The organism is Isosphaeraceae bacterium EP7 (assembly GCA_038400315.1).
GTDB lineage: Bacteria > Planctomycetota > Planctomycetia > Isosphaerales > Isosphaeraceae > EP7.
The window spans coordinates 5,612,463-5,629,666 of sequence record CP151667.1; the positions used below are offsets into that span (position 1 = coordinate 5,612,463).

The window sequence follows — 17,204 nt, forward strand, 5'->3', positions numbered from 1 at the left end:
GGGGCTCAGCCCATCTCGGGGATGAACAGACCGTCGGATCCGAGCGTGATGGGGCGGCCGGCCCGGTTGGGGAAGGCCAGCTCGGTGTCGATCCCGAGCTTCCGGTAAATCGAGGCGGACAGGTCTTGCGGTCGCAATGGGCGGTCCTTCGGGACCTCGCCTCGGGCATTCGAGGCCCCGATCGTCTGGCCGCCCGGCACGCCCCCGCCGGCGACGAGCACGCTCATGACGTCGCCCCAATGGTCGCGGCCGGGAGTAGGGTCCTGCGGCAACCCCTTGTTGATCCGGGGAGTCCGTCCGAACTCGCCCATCACGAGCACCATCGTCGTGTCGAGCATCCCGCGCCGGTCGAGGTCGGAAATGAGCGTCCCGACCGCATGATCCAGGACGGGGAGGACGTCGTGCATCCCCTTATCAAGGTTTGCGTGCCAATCCCAGCCGCCATACGTGAGCGTGACAAAGCGGACGCCGGCCTCGACCAGCCTGCGGCCGAGCAGGGCACTCTGCCCCCAGAGGTGGCGTCCGTAGCGATCGCGGAGCCGAGGGTCTTCCTTAGACAGGTCGAACGCAGCCCGCGCGGCGGGACCGGTCACCATATCGAAGGCTTCGCGCTGGAAACCGTCGAGCCCTTCCATCAGGCCCGACCCGTCGGCATCGCGACGCATCGTGTCGAAGGAGTTGAGCAGGCCCCTGCGGTCGTCCAGCCGGGGCGAGTCAACACCGCTCAACAGGTCGAGGTTGGGCACCCGGTAATCGGGGTTGTTGGGGTCGCCGTCGGCGTTGAACGGATTGTAGCCAACCCCAAGGTAGGCCCCTCCGTGATAGCCCGGGGCCAGGCCCACCGAGTGCGTGTTCGGCAGCCCGACATACGCCGGCATGCCCGGACGCCGAGTCCCCTTGACCTTGGAGATCACCGAACCGATCGAGGGGTACTGCGCCGCCAGGTTCGCCGAGTTCGAGCCGAGGTAGCCCGTCAGCATCCAGTGGGCGGCGGCGAAGTGATCGCCATTGGAGTGGGCCATCGACCGGATCAGGGCGATCTTATCCATCTGCGCCGCATGCAGAGGCAATAATTCGGAGAGGTGGATGCCCGGCACCTTGGTGGGCATCGCCTTCAGGGGGCCGCGGAATTCGATCGGCGCATCGGGCTTGGGATCGTAGGTCTCGTGCTGCGGCGGCCCGCCGTCGAGCCAGATGAGGATGACCGAGATGTCCTCGGTCTTGGGCCTGGCCGCGGAGCCCGCCGCGAACGCCGCCTTGGCTCGCAGCAAATCGGGCAGGGCCAGGCCTCCGATGCCGAGCGTCCCCACCTTGAGGAACTGTCGACGCGAGACGCCGCTGCAATTCCCGAACGTACGATCGCCGAGTCCGATCATGGCAGCCTCCTCTTAAGCCTCCCGAGGCCCCGGACGGGGCGACGAGGCGCGGGCCAGCTTGGCCCGACGGTTGGATCGTATGTCAGTCGTTGAACTGAAATTCCTTGGAATTGACCAGGGCCCAGAGGATGTCCTCGAAGGCCTCGCCACGCTTCGTCGCGTGCGATTCCAGATAGCTCGTCGCGCCGGCCGACTCACCCGTCGTCGGGGCCCGGCCGAACGCCGCCCAGAAGAGTTCGTCGACCTTCACGACATCGGGCCTGGGATCGGCGGCGAGCGCGATCGCCCTGCCTCCGGCGGCGGCCAGTTTCGACTGCACCTCGCCGGAATTCAGCAGCATCAGGCTCTGGCCGAGGCTGGCGTCGGTCACCCGTTCGCACTCGCACGATGTGTCCCGCTTGGGGCGACCGAAGACGTCCAGGAACGTCGAGGCGATGCTCTCGTCGGGCAGTTCCACCGCCCTGGTCCCCGCCGGCATCCCGCCGAACGGGGTAGCCACGCCGGTCAGTTCCGAGATCGCGTCGAGCAGCACCTCGGCCGTCATCCGCCGCGGATAGTGCCGGGCGAAGCTCTGCTTGTCCTTCGCGTTGAACTCATTGGGGATGCTGGAAAGGGCATACGTCCGGCTCGTGCAGATCAGCCGCACAAGCGCCTTCAGGTCGTACCCGCTCTCCTTGAATCGCGAAGACAAGGCGTCGAGAAGCTCCGGGTTCGACGGCGGGTTCGTCAGCCTGAGGTCGTCCATCGGCTCGACGATCCCCCGGCCGAAGAAGTGCGACCAGTATCGATTGACGAGCGCCCGGGCGAAGAACGGGTTGTCCGGATTCGTCATCCAGTCGACCAGGTTTTTCCGCGGGTCGGCCGTCGCCGCCAGCTTCAATTCAGGGCCGCCCAGCCCGCGAGGAACCATCACTTTGCCCGTCTTCGGGTGAGTGACGGCCCCCTGCCTCGCGTTGAAGATGACCTCCTCGGCAGGAGCGACTCCGGGCGCGGGCGGTAGACCGAACGGCTTTCGACCGATCTTGGCGAAGAAGGCCGCGAAGCCGTAATAGTCGTCCTGGCTCCACTTTTCGAACGGATGGTGATGGCACTTGGCGCACTGGAGTCGCATGCCCAGGAAGACCTGCGCCGAGTCATCCACGAACGCGTCGGCCTGCCTCAACCTGCGGAACCACTGGACGGGCGGGGCCGTCTCCGGAGTGCCCGTGGCGGAGAGGATCGACCTCACGAACTTGTCATAGGGGACATTCGTGTCCAGGCTCTCGCGGATCCAGTCGTGGAAGCTGAACGACCCACGCTGATAGAGCGGATTTCCCTCACGCTTGTTGCGCAGGACATCGGCCCACTTCAGGGCGAAGAACGACGCATACTCGGGGCTCGCCAGCAGTCGATCGACGAGAGCGCGACGCTTCTCCGGGTCGGTGTCCGCCGTGAACTCCTTGATCTCCGCCGCTTTCGGCAGCGCACCGGTGATGTCGAGGCTCGCCCTGCGGATGAACTCGGAGTCGGAACAAGGCCCCGACGGGGTCACCCCGAGTGCCTGCCACTGATTGCGTGTCGCGGCGTCGATCGGATTGGAGGAGTCGAACTCCGCAGCGACTACGGCCCCCTTGCGGAGCGGGACCGTGGCGCGAAAGACGGCGACGTTGCCCTGGTAGCGGGCCATGATTGCCGCCTGACCCGACATCTCGCGAGCCCGGGCCACGCCCCCCTGGGCGACCTCGGCCACGTCGACGTCGTTCGACTGATACTGGGCCCAGCGGGTCACGTCCTCGGTCGCCCCGTCCGTGTAATGGGCGGTGACGATGACTTGCTGCGTCTGTCCGGCCGACATCACCCGGGCGTCGGGATAGATCTCAACCTTGGCGACCACCGGGTCGGTCGACTTCCCGAACGGCATCCCCGCCCCGATCCAGCGGGCGATGACGCGATATTCGTGCGACCCCCGCTCCATCTTTCGACCGCCACCGTGGGGCACCTCGGCCACGGCCTTCTGAAGCAGCAAGCTCCGCTCCGGGTTCGCCGGGAAGAGGCGCCGCCCCCGGCCTTCCTTCACGAGCGTCTCGTAATCCAGGGGAGGATCGAAACCGAAGAGGCTCAGCTTGAACCCGTTCTGGCCCGTCGCCTTGCCGTGGCAACCGCCCGAGTTGCAGCCGAGCTTGGTGAAGATCGGGACGACCTGATTGCTGAAATTGGTCGGCGTGGTGCCGGCGAAGTCCTTGACCTCGACGGGCACAACCTCGGTACGCCCCGCCGCTGTCACCCGGATCGATGCCTTGCCGTCCCCCTTCGCGGTCACCGTCCCGGCCGCGTCCACCGTGGCCACCGCCTCGTCCGAAGACGCGAAGATCGCCGCCGCCGTCACGTCTCCATGATTCTGGAGGTTCTCGACGGCGAGTTGTTGAACCGAGTCGGGACCGCGCAACGTCGCCTTGGGGGGGATAACTCCGATGCCCGGCTCCTCAGAGGCAGCAACGCCGGCGATTCCGGAGATGCAAGCGACCAAGACCAGGCAACAGAGGCGTCGAAGGTGCGATGGGTGCATGGTGAGATTTCCGCGGTTCGGGCGGCCATCGCCCCTGGAATCAGTCTGGCGGATCGGGCAACCCTTACCCCGGCCGTCGAGTCTCCGGCCGAACTCTATTCAATGTGTACTCGATTTACAAAGTGCATTGTTGGATATTTCTTGGAAATCGCTCGTCGTGGTGCGATTTTTCCACCAACCTTCCGCGACCAACCGGCCTGAACCCTGGACGGAGGGACGATGTCGGGTTAAGGTATCAGTCGATCGCCGGGGCCTCGTGCTCCTGCGGCCGGATGACCGGGTAGCTCAGTCGGTAGAGCAACGGACTTGAAGGCATCGCAAGATGCAATCGGAGCCTCGCGCGGGAAGAAATCGAACTGCGCGAGTGCATGCCGCAGTATGCTGGGACGCCCTGAGAGCGGACGACACCACAGCGTGGCCGGTAACGGCGAGCGCGACGGTCGAAAAGGCGTCCGATTGGGTAATCAGCAGGCAAGGGACCGCCCACTCAAGCGGCCCCGGCCCCAGAGACTAGACGCGGCACGCCTGCGATGGCGAAGGGATAGTCCAGACTTGCAACAACCCAGCCCCAAGTCGGAATGACCTCAAACGTCTTCCTTCCTTAAAGCTGAAGTTGGTCGGTGAAAGCCGAAGCGGTATGTTAATCCGTTGGTCCTGGGTTCGAGTCCCAGCCCGGTCACTTTTCAACACCCCACTTCCCCCTCTCCTCTCCCGCCTTCGAACTCGCCACTTCGTTCTCGGTCGCTCGCCAGGATGATGGCAATGACGAGGAACCCGGCCGAGATCCTCATCATCGGTGCGGGGCCCACCGGTCTGACGCTCGCCCTCTGGCTGGCGAGGCTGGGGGTTCCGTCACGGATCGTCGAGAAGAACAGCGGCCCCGGTCTGCAATCGAGGGCCATGGTCGTTCAGGCCAGGACGCTGGAGTTCTACCGCCAGCTTGGTTTCGCCGAAGAAACGATCGAACGAGGCTTCAAGCTCGACTCGGTCCATCTCCGCCGGGGAGGGGCCGAGGTGACCCACTTCCGAATCGGCGAGATCGGGGTGGGGCTCAGCCCTTTTCCGTTCGTCCTTAGCTTCCCCCAGGACGACCACGAGCGGCTCCTCATCGAGCAACTCTCCGATGCAGGAGTTGAGGTCGAGTGGGGCACCGAGCTGACGCGCTTCCGGGAGGAAGACGGTCGCGTCCGCGCAATCTTGCGGCACGAGGGATGCGAGGAAGTCGTCGAGACCTCGTACCTCTGCGGCTGCGACGGGGCCAAGAGCACGGTTCGACAGGGGCTCGATCTGGACTTCCCGGGCGGCACTTACGCTCAGACCTTCTTCGTCGCCGACACGGTTGCAACCTGCCCCAGCGGCGAGCGCGATGTCACGCTCTTCCTGGGCGATCGCGATTTCTTCGTGATCTTCCCGATCCGGAGCAGCGGCATGCGCCGGGCGATCGGGATTTTCCCTCCCGAGGTCGAAGGGCGAGAGGAGCCCTCCTTCGAGGACGTCAGACCCAGGCTGGAAGCCGTCGCCGAACTTCGGGTGTCTAAGGTGAACTGGTTCTCGACGTACCGCGTTCATCACCGGGTCACCGACCGATTCCGCATCGGCCGAGTCTTCATCGCCGGCGATGCGGGGCACGTTCACAGCCCGGCGGGCGGCCAGGGGATGAATACAGGGATCGGCGACGCGGTCAACCTCGCCTGGAAGCTGGCGGCCGTGCTCCAGAATCGCGCCTCGCCGGCCCTCCTCGAGACCTACGAGGCCGAACGACTCCCCTTCGCCAGGCTCCTCGTCTCCACCACGGACACCGCGTTCCGGTTTCTCGTGGGCAAGGGCGTGCTCGGGAAGGCGTTTCGGACGCTGGTGATGCCTCGTCTCGTTCCCTCCCTTCTGCGCATCGAGTTCGTCCGGACCCTGGCCTTCAAGGTCGTCTCCCAGACCCGCATTCACTACCGGAAGAGTCCCCTTTCGAGCGGCCACGTTGGGAAGGTCAGGGCCGGCGATCGGCTCCCCTGGCTCGCCGAGGATGACAATTTCGCGCCGCTCGAATCGCTGGATTGGCAAGTTCACATCTATGGTGACGTTGCCCCGCACGTGAGGCGGCACATCCTCGCGACGGGCCTCCCTCTCCATATTTTCTCCTATACGGAAAAAACTCGGGCCACCGGATTGGCACGTGACGCTCTTTATCTCGTCCGTCCCGACGGCCACATTGCGCTCGCGGACACCGGACAGGACCCAAGTCGACTCGATACCTACCTCTCCCGCTTCGCAATTCGTCCCGCCAATCGATCGATCCTCCCGACGGCCTGATGGCCGAGCCTCGACCGAGTCGGCCGGGATTTCTTGACGTAACTTCTTGCAGAAAAAAGATGTTCCGACCTGAATCGTGCGTAGAAGGCCGGCATGCCCGTCCCCGGGTTCACGCATGCCTAGAATGGTTCGTTGCGAGGTTCCAGCCCCGGCTCACTCGAACGTCGACCTCCTCTTGTTGAGAGCGATCAAGACGATGATGACGATCCGTTTGAACCGACTGGGGTGTGCCTTCATCGTCCTCTGGATGGGAGCTGGCCTGTCTCCGACGTTCGGGGCGGAACCGGGGGCCAAGGATGCCTACCGGGACAAGATTCTCCCCCTTCTCGAGCGGTTCTGCATCGACTGCCACTCGAAAGACTATTCGGAGGGGGGGGTCGTCCTCGATCTCTTCGAGTCGCAGGACGCGGCCATCAAGGACGGGCAGACCTGGCTGCGGGTCAGAGACGCCATTGAAGGGCGGATCATGCCGCCGGTGGATTCCGATCAGCCCACGCTGGAGGAATTCGACGCAATGATCGGCTGGATCGAGAACGACTTCCTCGCCGCCCAGTGCGGGACGAGGGAGAGTTCGGCCTCGGTCGTAATCCGTCGCCTGAATAAGCAGGAATACAATAACACGATCCGGGACTTGCTCGGCCTGGACCTGAAGCTAGGCGATTCGTTCCCGGCGGACGACATCGGTTTCGGTTACGACAACGTCGGTTCGGCGCTGAACATCTCCCCGGTGCACGTCGAGAAATATCTCGACGCTGCCGAGCTGGCGATGGGCAAGGCGATCATGCTGCCCGATGCCGAAGGGCATCCGCCGATTGAGCTGATCGGCCTGAAGACGTATCCGCTGAAGCCGAAGGAGCCGGTCGAGTTCAAGCACACCCTGAAGCCGGGTCGGTACATGGCCGACTTCAGCCTCGTGCGGGTGGGGATCCCCGAATCGGTCCCCGCCCCCCGAATGCTGATCGGCCTCGGCAAGGACAGGCGGACCGTGGAGGCCGTGCAGATCCAGGATGAGACGGTCGTCTATCGGTTCTGGATCCAGGTCGCTGAAGGCGACGATACCGTCCATGTCGAGATTGCACCGGGACCGATCGCCCCCCCCAAGGACGCCAAGCTCGGGGATGTCGCCGACAACGTGAGCGGGGACAAGCGGTACGGCAATGACCGCGGCCTGCACGTCGATTCGATCGTCGTCCGCGGCCCGGTGGTTCTTGCGGCCAACTCGGCCCCTGAGTCTCATCGCAAGATCCTGGTCCGGATGCCCGAATACGGCGACCAGTCGCGGCTGGACGCAGGCCGCGAGGTCATCACAGGCTTCGCGACGAAGGCATTCCGCAGGCCGGTTCAGAACGATGAAGTTGACCGCATCCTCACGGTCTTCAGTCTGGCCGATGACCGCGGCGAGAGCTTCGAGCGTGCGATCCAGGTGGCCCTGACGACGGTCCTCGCGTCGCCCGAGTTCCTGTTCCTGGTCGAGCCCGATGAATCCAGCAAGGATCGCCCCCTGACGGAGTTCGAGCTTGCCAGCAGGCTTTCTTACTTCCTCTGGAGCAGCATGCCGGACGAGGAGCTGTCACGCGAAGCCGGGACATCGACGCTGCGAGCGAACCTGAGGAAGCAGGTCGTCCGGATGCTGGATGACCCGAAGTCGGGCGAGTTCGTTGGGAATTTCGCCGGCCAGTGGCTTCAGCTACGCAGGCTGGCGGGGGTCGCACCCGACCCGAACCTGTTCCCTGGGTTCGACGACACGCTCCGCGACGCGATGCGTAAGGAAACCGAGCAATACTTCGGGGCGATCCTCCGAGGCAATGGCAGCGTGCTGGAGCTGCTCGACTCGGACTACACCTACGTCAACGAAGCATTGGCAAAGCACTACGAGATCGAAGGGGTCAAAGGGGATGAGTTCCGTCGTGTCTCGTTGACAGACCGGCGTCGCGGTGGGGTCCTGACGCAGGCGAGCGTGCTCACCCTGACGTCGAACCCGAACCGGACCTCGCCGGTGAAGCGTGGCCAGTGGATCCTGCAACAACTGCTGGGAACCCCGCCCCCCCCTCCCCCGGCCGACGTCCCAAAGCTGGACGACAGCGAGCAGGCCTCGGGCGTCTCGTCATTGCGCGAGCGTATGGAGCTGCATCGGAGCAATCCTCAGTGCGCCTCGTGCCACCAGCAGATGGACCCGCTCGGGTTCGCCCTGGAGAATTTCGACGCGGTGGGTCGCTGGCGAACGAAGGACGGGGACTTCAAGGTTGACGCCTCCGGCGAGCTGACCGGCGGACGGAAATTCTCCGACATCAAGGAGTTGAAGCAAGTCCTCGGGTCGACCGCGACGAAGAAATTCTCGAGGACCCTGATCGAGAACATGCTAACGTACGGGCTGGGTCGCGGGCTCGAGCCCTATGACTTCTGCACGGTCGAGGAGATCCGTGGGCGGCTGACCGCCGACGATTATCGAATCCGGAACATCCTCTTCGGGATCGTGGAGAGCCGATCGTTCCAGTATCGGGGTGCGGCCGAATAGCGATTGCACCGCCCGAGCGCTCCTCGGAATCTCACATGCCAATGCGATGGTGACTGCAACCTTCGCGAATCGCGCCCGGCTCAAACGAGGTCATGATGATTCAGCCGACACGTCGGACGATGCTTCGCGGGATGGGCGCGGCCCTGGCCCTCCCCTGGATGGAGAGCTTCTCGGGCGTGGCCCGCGGGGCGGCCAAGGCGGCTGTCAAGCCTCCGGTGCGGATGTGCTGCTGGTATGTCCCCAATGGCGTGCACCTGCCGACCTGGTTCCCGCAGAACGAGGGGACGCTCGTCGACCTGCCCGACACCCTGAAGCCGCTCTCATTCGCCCGCGAGTACCTCAATTGCTTCCACGGGCTGACGCATAACTCGGCCATGACCAACGGCGACACCGAGGGATGCGGCCACGGCCAGGGCTCGGCAAGCTTCTTGACCGGCTCCCAGGCGTACAAAACGCAGGATGCCGTCAAGGTCGACATCTCGGTCGACCAGCTCTACGCCAGACATGTCGGCAACGCCACTCGCTTCCCGAGCCTGGAGCTGGGCTGCGAGTCGGCCCGGTCGGGCAATGCGTTCGGATACAGCGGGACCTACAAGACTCACATCTCCTGGCGCACTCCGACCTCGCCTGCCCCCTATGAGATGAATCCGAAAGTGGTGTTCGACCGGCTGTTCACCAAGGGAAGCAGCAGCCTCACCCAGGCGACGGTGGCCGATCGCGACTTCTACCGCAAGAGCATGATCGACTACGTTCTGGCGGACGCCAATCGGATCCGCAGCCGGGTGGCCAAGGCAGACCAGCGCAAGCTCGACCAGTATCTGACGGGAGTCCGCGAAGTCGAGCGGCGGATTCAGCATGTCGCAACCTCGTCGGAGCAACCGGGGGCCGAGTTCCCCAGGCCCGCGGGCATCCCGGAAGACTTCGACGACCACCTGAAGCTGATGTGCGACCTGATGGTGCTCGCCTTCCAGACCGACAGCACCCGGGCGTCGACCTTCATGCTGACCAAAGAGGCCAGCGACCGGAACTATCCCTGGCTCGGCTTCACCGACGGCCACCACGAGCTGTCGCATCACGGCGGCGAGGCGGAGAAGAACCGCAAGCTGCGTGAAATCGACCGGTATCACATCTCGATCCTCGGCTACATGGTCGAGAAGATGATGGGTGTCGAGGAAGCCGACGGCTCGACCTTGCTGGACAACTCCTTGGTCCTCTTCGGCAGCGGGATCAGCGACGGCGACCGCCACGACCACGTCAACCTGCCGGCCATCTTGCTGGGCAAGGGGGGCGGGACGATGCGTGCCGGGCAGCATCAGAAGCTCCGGGCGGAAACCCCGATGTCCAACCTCCTACTCGCCATGCTCCAGCAGGCCGGCGTCCCCATCGACCGATTCGGCGACAGCACCGAGCCGATCTCGGGCCTGCTCGCCTGAGCGACCCGGGCTTCAATGCTCTCCCCTCGCCGGATCACAACGGGCGAGGGGAGGGACGCGCCAGGGAGTCAGACCAACCCGCGAGAACGCCTCACCGAATCTGAGCGGCCGAACGAGGATCCGACCATCCCCTCACCACGAAGGGCCGAGTGCGGATGCCCCTCCCAGGCAACCTCGAATGCGCCACGAGTAGGAGCTTCGCCGTGTGCATTCGTCGCCCCATCCGGGCCATTGCCATCGTCGCCTGCGTCATCGGATACGGACCTTTCGCCTCGCCGGGTTGGGCTGTCGAGCCCACGGCCGCTCTCCTCGAACATCTGCGATCGGGCGAGGTCGAGGTGCGTCGTGATGCGGCGGCCAAGATCCGGCTGGCGGAGAAGAACGTCCAGCGAGAGGCACTTCCCGTCCTGATCGAACTCTTGCAAAAAGAGAAGGATGGCCAGGTACGGCTGGCGGTGCTCGACACGGTTACCTACCTCGGCCCCGACGCCGAACCCGCCGTCCCGGCGCTCGTCCAGACCCTGCGATCCGACTACGGAGGCCTGGGAAAAGAGGAGCTGCACCAGGATTATCGGTCGGCCCTGGCCCTTGCGACCGTGGGCAAACCGGCCGTCGAAGGGCTCCGCGGCCTCCTCTCGGAGAAGAAGGAGAGTGTGAGGGCCGAGGCGGTGATGGCCCTGGGCCGAATCGGGCCCAATGCCGAGGCGGCCGTGAAGGACCTGATCCCGCTGCTCGGTCATACGTCTGAACGGATTCGACGGGAGGCCTCGCTGGCGCTGGGTCGGATCGGCAAGCCCGCGATAGGACCTCTGGTCGACGCCGCATCGGGCGAGAATCTGCAGGTCCGAGCCCTGGCGGTCGATGCACTCGGGCACCTTCCCGCGACCGACGACATGACCCGAGGAGCGGTCCTCGCGGCGGCCCATGATGGCTCGCCCGAAGTCAGGGCGGCCTCGACGAGGTCGCTGGCCAGACTCGGGCTGCCCGAGGACGTCGTGCTACCGATCATCAAGGAGAATCTCCGGGACGAGGACGAACTTGTCAGGTTGGCAACGGTCGACCTCCTGGTTGGTCGACCGGCATTGCTCCAGCCTTTGGTGGCGGACCTGGAACAGCTGCTGACGTCCAAAAACCCGGGGATCTCTCGCCACGCCGCTCTCCTCTTGCGTCGAGTCGGGCCGGATTCCGCCCGTCTGCTTCTCAATGCCCTGGCCCGCAAGGAGAGCCGGATCGATCAGATTGCCGAGGCGTTGGGGCAGGTCGGCCGTCCGGCGGTGAGCCAACTCGTGACATCACTCCAGGACCCCGAGCCCCGCGTTCGCCGGGGCGCGGCCCTGGCACTCGGACAGGTCCGGCCGCTGGCGCCTGGCGTCGTGCAACTCTTGACGGCCGGACTCAATTCGGACGATCCAGAAATGAAAGCCTCGTTCCTTGCCGCCATCGGCTCACTCGGCCCGGGCGCCGCGGAGGCCGTCCCTGCGGTGCGAGGCTTGCTGAAGGACGAGTCCGAGGAGATCCGACTCCAGGCAATCTCCATACTGTCCCGGTCCGCACCGCGCGACGAGCGTCAGGTCGGCGACCTTGCGGGCTTGCTTGGAGACCCGAGTCCCCGGGTCCAGCGCCTATCGATCGAGACGATCCGCGCGCTAGGACCGCTGGGCCGCAAAGCGCTGGGACAGGTTATCGAGTTGCTGAAGAGCCCCAGCACGGATGTTCGCCTGGCCTCGGCCGAATTCATCGGCAGCCACGGGCAGTCGGCCGAATCGGCCGTCCCGTCGCTTCTCACGCTACTCGACGACCCGACTCCCGCTGTCCGGTCGATGTCCGCCAAGACGCTGGGCTCGCTCGGAAAGGCGTCGCAACCGGCCCTTCATCGGCTCGCTTCGTTGCTTGATGACGGCCAGGCGGAAGTCCGTTCGGCCGCAGCCCTGACCCTCGGGAGCCTGGAACTCGAGCCCGAAGCGATCCGTCCCCACCTGGCCAAGGCCCTCAGAGATACCGATCCTGACGTTCGGAAGTCGGCGATGGGGGCGATCCAGCGCCTGGGACCTCCGGGTGCAATGTTCATCCCGGACATCATCCTGATGGCCGAGAAGAAGGAGAACGTCGGCGCGGTTCAGCGCATGCTGCGCCGGTTCGAACGCAAAGGCCCGGACGCCCGCTCGGTGCCGGAACTCGTCAAGCAGTTGGATCACCAGCAGGAACCGGTGCGGCTCCTGGCGGCGAAATTCCTCGGCCTCGCCGGCACTCATGCCCAGGATGCGATCCCCATCCTGGAAAAGATGCGGGACGACCCGAGCACCGAGATTCGAAAGCAGGCCGAGGCTTCGATCGAGCAGATCAAGAAGGGCTCGGCCCCGAGCTGAGATCGAAGCGTCTGGGGACGATCCGGCGACAGCCTTGCCGGCGAAGTCCGGCAGGGCTGATGCGCTTCGAGCAGCCCTGAGCCCTCGAGCGCTCGCAGGTGACGAGCGGAATCGTTCAACAGGATCATGCGTCGACGAAAAAAGGGGCCCGAGGCCCCTTGATTGAACGTTCAGTGGAATGGCTGTCGTGAACCATTCCGGGTAGTGGAGGATAGGGGATTTGAACCCCTGACCTCTTGCATGCCATGCAAGCGCTCTCCCAGCTGAGCTAATCCCCCGGCTCTGGATCTGCTTCGGAAACAATCCAAAACTTCCGTATGAAACGGCCGTCTTGAATTCTTTCCGACGGGCGAATCATCCCAGGAAATGGGAGCGTTGTCAAGGATGGCCCCACGATCTGACCCAACATCAAAGGAGTCCAGGCGTTGAGATCGAGCTGGGCTCACGGTTCTTTCGCAGACCCGTGGGAGGATTGAAAGCGTCCTGGCCATACGGTCCTACCGGCGAACCTCGGGCAGAGGGTCTAGCCCTAACATAGAGAGAGTATGTAACGAGGTAACAAGACCTCGATCGAGGCAAGCGGTCTCGAGAGCGAAGGCTCGCTGCGTTGACACTGTCGATCGAGAGGGCGTATGATGACTCCGGGTTCGACGCGAATGCATGCACCCTTCTTCCTCGCGTCCCCTTCCGCTTCCGCTTAGACATGGTCCGGCATGGATGTGACTCCGCGCGGGGAGCCGAGCCGTCGCCCCATGGACCTCGGGTGAGATTCTTGATGCAGGGTTCCGAGTTCGGGCACCCCCAGGGACATCCGGAGGCAACCGGGTCGTGGCGACCGGCTGCGGCCGACGAGGCTCCCGAGATCGGGGCCGATCCCCCCACGGTCCGATCGGGCAACTCCGGCTCGACCAATGTCCGCAAAGGCGGGCCCGTACCCGACCCGACCCCGCTGCCCAAGCCCGGCGAGTCGCTGGACCAGTTCGTACTGGAGGACGGCATCGGCGTCGGCGGCATGGGGGCGGTCTATCGGGCCCTCGATGCCCAGCTCGATCGCTACGTTGCGCTGAAGATCCTGCCACCCGAACAGGCGGTCGACCCCGAGGTCGTCCAGCGGTTCTATCAGGAAGGGCGGGCCGCGGCCCGGCTCGACCACGAGAATATCGCCAGGGTCTATTCCATCGGGCACGACGCGGCGATCCATTACATCGCGTTCGAGTACATTGACGGCACGACGATCCGCCAGCGAGTCGACGCCACAGGGCCCCTGCCGGTCGGCGAGGCGGTCAATTTCACGCTCCAGATCGCCAATGCGCTGATCCACGCCTCGGAACGCGGGGTCGTGCACCGCGACATCAAGCCGTCGAACATCATCGTGACGCACCAGGGGCGAGCCAAGCTTGTCGACATGGGCCTGGCGCGAAGGTTCGAGCGCGGGGGCGATGAAGGGCTCACCCAGAGCGGGATGACGCTCGGGACGTTCGACTACATCAGCCCCGAGCAGGCCCGCGACCCGCGCGACGTGGACGTCCGCAGCGACCTCTACTCGCTGGGCTGCACCCTATTCCACATGCTCGCCGGGCGTCCCCCGTTCGCCGAGGGAACCGTTCTTCAGAAGCTGATCCAGCATCAGGAAGAGCCGGTCCCCGAGATCCGCGACATTAACCCGGATGTCCCTTCCGAACTGTCGGCCATCCTTAACAGGCTGATGGCCAAGGACCGAGACAATCGCTTCCAGACCCCCGAGCAACTGGTCCGAGATCTCCTGATCGTCGCCGGGAGCATGGGATTGCGGTCGACGAGCCCCGAGGGCCTCATCTGGATGGCCCCGATTCAGTCGCCCGCCTGGCAACGGCACGCCGCCTGGGCCCTTCCCACCGCAGGGCTCGTCGCGTGCCTTTGCTACCTCCTGCTCAGGCCCGAACCGGTCATCATCCCCGAAACTCAGCCGAGTCAGGCCATCCCCAAGGTCGCCGATTCGGGCGCGAAGACCCAGGCCGTGACCAAACTGGTCGAGGAGCCCACGAGCCCCCGCGTGGGCGCAAGCCTCGGCTCAACACTTCCGGGCCTTCCCGGCGAGATCTCGGTCGATTCGAGCCAGGATCTCTGGGCGTCACTGGTCCGCGCCCCGGCAGGTTCCGTGGTGGTGCTCGTCGACGACGGCCCATACCTGCTCAAGCCGATGCCGAGCGACCCCGACCTGCCGGCGCGACTGGAGTCTCCCGACCTGACGATCCGTGCCGGTGAGGGAGTCTCCCCCTTGATCCGGCTGGACCACACCGGCGAGCCGTTCGACTTCGCCCCGAGCGAGGCGGTGCTCAACGTCAAGGGCGGCCGCCTCAATCTCGAAGGCCTGACGATCCAGATCGACGGGGGTAGGCCCGAGCAAGATGGGCAGATCTCGGCCCTCCAGGCCGTTGACGTGGACCTGACCGTCCGCCGCTGCTCGTTCCGCCGGAAAGGACCGACCTCGCCGGGCGACCGATCCGTGGGGATCTCGCTCACCGCAACGAAGCGGCCGACCGCCGAGATGAAACGCCCCCCAGACGTCGAGATCGAATCCTGCCACATCGAAGGGGCATCTGCGGCGATCCACGCGACAGGTCCGGTCGACCTGACCATGCACGACTGCACGGTCGCGGCCGTCGAGAGCATCCTCTCCGCCGAGAATTTCGACCAGACGCCCACCGCGGCCGAATTCCGCCTCAAACACGTCAGTATCGCGGCCGGGACCCGGCCCGTTTTCGTTTTCATCGGTGAATCACCCAGAGTTCGGCTCGATGATTCCGTGATTGCACCCTCTCAAAGTCGCGACCCGATGATCGACGGCCCGCTCGTGCTGGTCGCCGCCGACCATCCCGAGCAGCTCGACTGGCGCGGGCGGAACAATCTTTATTCCAAGATCGACACTTACCTGCTCCCCTCCAGGGGGGCTGGCGTCCTCACATTCAAGGATTGGCTGGCCTACGGGCCTTCGACCCGCGAATCCAACTCGATTGCCCGGCAGGGCCCCGACTGGCGCGTGGGCAACCCGCTGGAGACGCTCGCCCGGACAGACCGCGACACCACGCACGCCTTTCAGCTTGTTGACGTCCCGGTCAAGCTGCCCGGTGTCGGCGTGACTCGCGGACCGCACGCCACGGCCGAGGCGGTGGCTTCGACGGCCCGCGATGCGACGTCCGACGCCCGTAATCCGAGGGCCGGGGGCACCTCGCAGCCCGCCTCGCTGAAGGACAGGATTCTCGCGGCGATCCCCACCGGAGCCCTTCTCCCCGACACACAGCCGAGCAAGACGGTTATCCGGGACAATCCGATCGGCGACGCGGGCGCCAAGGGCTCTCCGAGTCCGCCCACGGTCCCCATCGAACCCGGCGGGGGCGTCCTGGGGGCATCGGAGCCAGAGGCCGGCCGCACCGAGACGACGATCCGCCCGGATGGGTCGTCTCGGAAAGTTCCTCCGGGACTTACGCCCCCATCCCCCCGGCCAGGTGCAATCGTCCGCACCGATCGAGGGGCTCTTGCCGGCGTGGAGCCCGCTTCGGACTACCCCTTGATCCGCACGGCAGAGCAATTCGTCGAGCTGCTCGGACGCCCCGAGGCTCGCGGGGGGACGGTGATGATCGCGTCGAACGCGAACCTGGAGCTCCCCAGCACGACGGTCCGGGCCAGCGGCTCCTGGAAGATCCGCGGAGAAGCGGGCAAGACAAGGCCGAGGTTCACGTTCCGTCCGGAGCCCGGAGACGCCGCCAAGGGAGCCGTCTGGCCCGCCTGGCTCCACCTGGTATCCGGCAGGCTGAAGCTGGAAGGGATCGACATCGTGCTACCCGATGTCGCCGCCGACGGCATCAAGCGGGGGGTCTTCAGCGTCGCACCCGGCACCGACCTGACCCTGGACGTATGCACGATCACCGTCGAGGGGACCCGCGGCCCCTCGGCCGTCTTCCTCATCCACGGCGAAGGCCCCACGCGCGACGCGGCCACGGAGCCCGAGCCGCCGGCCGCGACCGTCGGTGTCAGCAATAGCCTGATCCGAACCGGCGGAGTCCTCGTCGACGTGGCCGCGGGCCGACGCGTCGATCTTGAGTTGAACAACTCGGTCGTCGGCACCGGAGGCCCGATGGTCGCTGGCCACGGCCTTCCCCGCGGCAAGCCGGTCGAGCGGATCAAGATCGAGCTGCGCCAGGTCACCGCCCGCGCCATCGGCGGCCTGGTTGAGCTCAAGGGAACCGATCAGGACCCCGAGCTGCCGACCGCCGACGTCCTAGCACGCGACTCCATCCTGGCCACCACGTCTGAGGGCGACCCCCTCTTCCGCGTCAGCGGCCCGGACAGCCTGGAGATGCTCCGCGATCGGATTAAGTGGGAGGGGCACGCCGTCGCTTATCACCAGATCCGAACCTACCGGATCGACGAATCGCTCAAGCCCGGCGGCCAGCCCAAGTTCTACGACCGAACGGGGTGGGACGACGCCGTGTCCCTTTCCGACTCGGCGCCCTCGCACGACAAGCTCAAATTCACCGGCGACTGGGACTCGGGCCAGCCTCCCTGGAGCCTCAGGCTCGACGACGTCAAGCTCGCGCCCGGCGCCACGATGGCAACTTCTGGCCCGGAACTCCAGCGAATCCCCAGCCCGCCCGCACGCTGAGGCGAACCCGGCCCCAGGGGTCG

7 protein-coding genes and 2 tRNA genes are annotated in these 17,204 nt (G+C 65.4%); 6 read left to right on the forward strand and 3 right to left on the reverse strand.

What is annotated here, in order from left to right; translation table 11 throughout:
* Positions 1–5: 5 nt before the first annotated feature.
* Together EP7_RS22115 and EP7_RS22120 are read right to left on the reverse strand one after the other, a co-directional pair.
* Positions 6–1,376: a DUF1501 domain-containing protein gene (locus EP7_RS22115; RefSeq protein ID WP_463524309.1), complete on the reverse strand. Its 1,371-nt coding sequence runs from the start codon at positions 1,374–1,376 to the stop codon at positions 6–8.
* A gap of 82 nt (positions 1,377–1,458) precedes the next feature.
* Positions 1,459–3,921, reverse strand: a complete 2,463-nt coding sequence (locus EP7_RS22120) for a DUF1549 domain-containing protein (RefSeq protein WP_463524310.1) — start codon at positions 3,919–3,921, stop codon at positions 1,459–1,461.
* A gap of 605 nt (positions 3,922–4,526) precedes the next feature.
* Between EP7_RS22120 and EP7_RS22125 the strand changes: the two genes are divergently transcribed.
* From EP7_RS22125 to EP7_RS22145, 5 genes are all read left to right on the forward strand, one after another.
* Positions 4,527–4,597 (forward strand) — tRNA-Asn (locus EP7_RS22125).
* An 86-nt stretch (positions 4,598–4,683) separates the two neighbouring features.
* Positions 4,684–6,225: an FAD-dependent monooxygenase gene (locus EP7_RS22130; protein WP_463524311.1), complete on the forward strand. Its 1,542-nt coding sequence runs from the start codon at positions 4,684–4,686 to the stop codon at positions 6,223–6,225.
* 199 nt (positions 6,226–6,424) lie between these two features.
* Positions 6,425–8,740 carry a DUF1592 domain-containing protein gene (locus EP7_RS22135; protein WP_463524312.1) on the forward strand — a complete coding sequence of 772 codons (2,316 nt, stop codon included), beginning with the start codon at positions 6,425–6,427 and terminating at the stop codon, positions 8,738–8,740.
* Between the two features lie 95 nt (positions 8,741–8,835).
* The gene (locus EP7_RS22140; protein ID WP_463524313.1) at positions 8,836–10,173 is read left to right on the forward strand and encodes a DUF1552 domain-containing protein; all 1,338 of its coding nucleotides are present in this window, start codon (positions 8,836–8,838) and stop codon (positions 10,171–10,173) included.
* A 203-nt stretch (positions 10,174–10,376) separates the two neighbouring features.
* On the forward strand, positions 10,377–12,539 hold the full coding sequence (locus EP7_RS22145) for a HEAT repeat domain-containing protein (RefSeq protein WP_463524314.1): 2,163 nt from the start codon (positions 10,377–10,379) through the stop codon (positions 12,537–12,539).
* Positions 12,540–12,744: 205 nt separating this feature from the next.
* Here EP7_RS22145 and EP7_RS22150 read toward each other — a convergent pair.
* Positions 12,745–12,817 (reverse strand) — tRNA-Ala (locus tag EP7_RS22150).
* Positions 12,818–13,314: 497 nt separating this feature from the next.
* Here EP7_RS22150 and EP7_RS22155 point away from each other — a divergent pair.
* Positions 13,315–17,181, forward strand: coding sequence for a serine/threonine-protein kinase (locus EP7_RS22155; RefSeq protein WP_463524315.1), 3,867 nt, complete (start codon positions 13,315–13,317; stop codon positions 17,179–17,181).
* Positions 17,182–17,204: the final 23 nt, after the last annotated feature.

Excerpts from the sequence above, each read along its gene's own strand:
- EP7_RS22115 (WP_463524309.1), bottom strand. The coding sequence starts at position 1,376 with ATGATCGGACTCGGCGATCGTACGTTCGGGAATTGCAGCGGCGTCTCG.
- EP7_RS22140 (WP_463524313.1), top strand. The coding sequence starts at position 8,836 with ATGATTCAGCCGACACGTCGGACGATGCTTCGCGGGATGGGCGCGGCC.
- EP7_RS22135 (WP_463524312.1), top strand. The coding sequence starts at position 6,425 with ATGACGATCCGTTTGAACCGACTGGGGTGTGCCTTCATCGTCCTCTGG.
- EP7_RS22120 (WP_463524310.1), bottom strand. The coding sequence starts at position 3,921 with ATGCACCCATCGCACCTTCGACGCCTCTGTTGCCTGGTCTTGGTCGCT.
- EP7_RS22155 (WP_463524315.1), top strand. The coding sequence starts at position 13,315 with ATGCAGGGTTCCGAGTTCGGGCACCCCCAGGGACATCCGGAGGCAACC.
- EP7_RS22130 (WP_463524311.1), top strand. The coding sequence starts at position 4,684 with ATGACGAGGAACCCGGCCGAGATCCTCATCATCGGTGCGGGGCCCACC.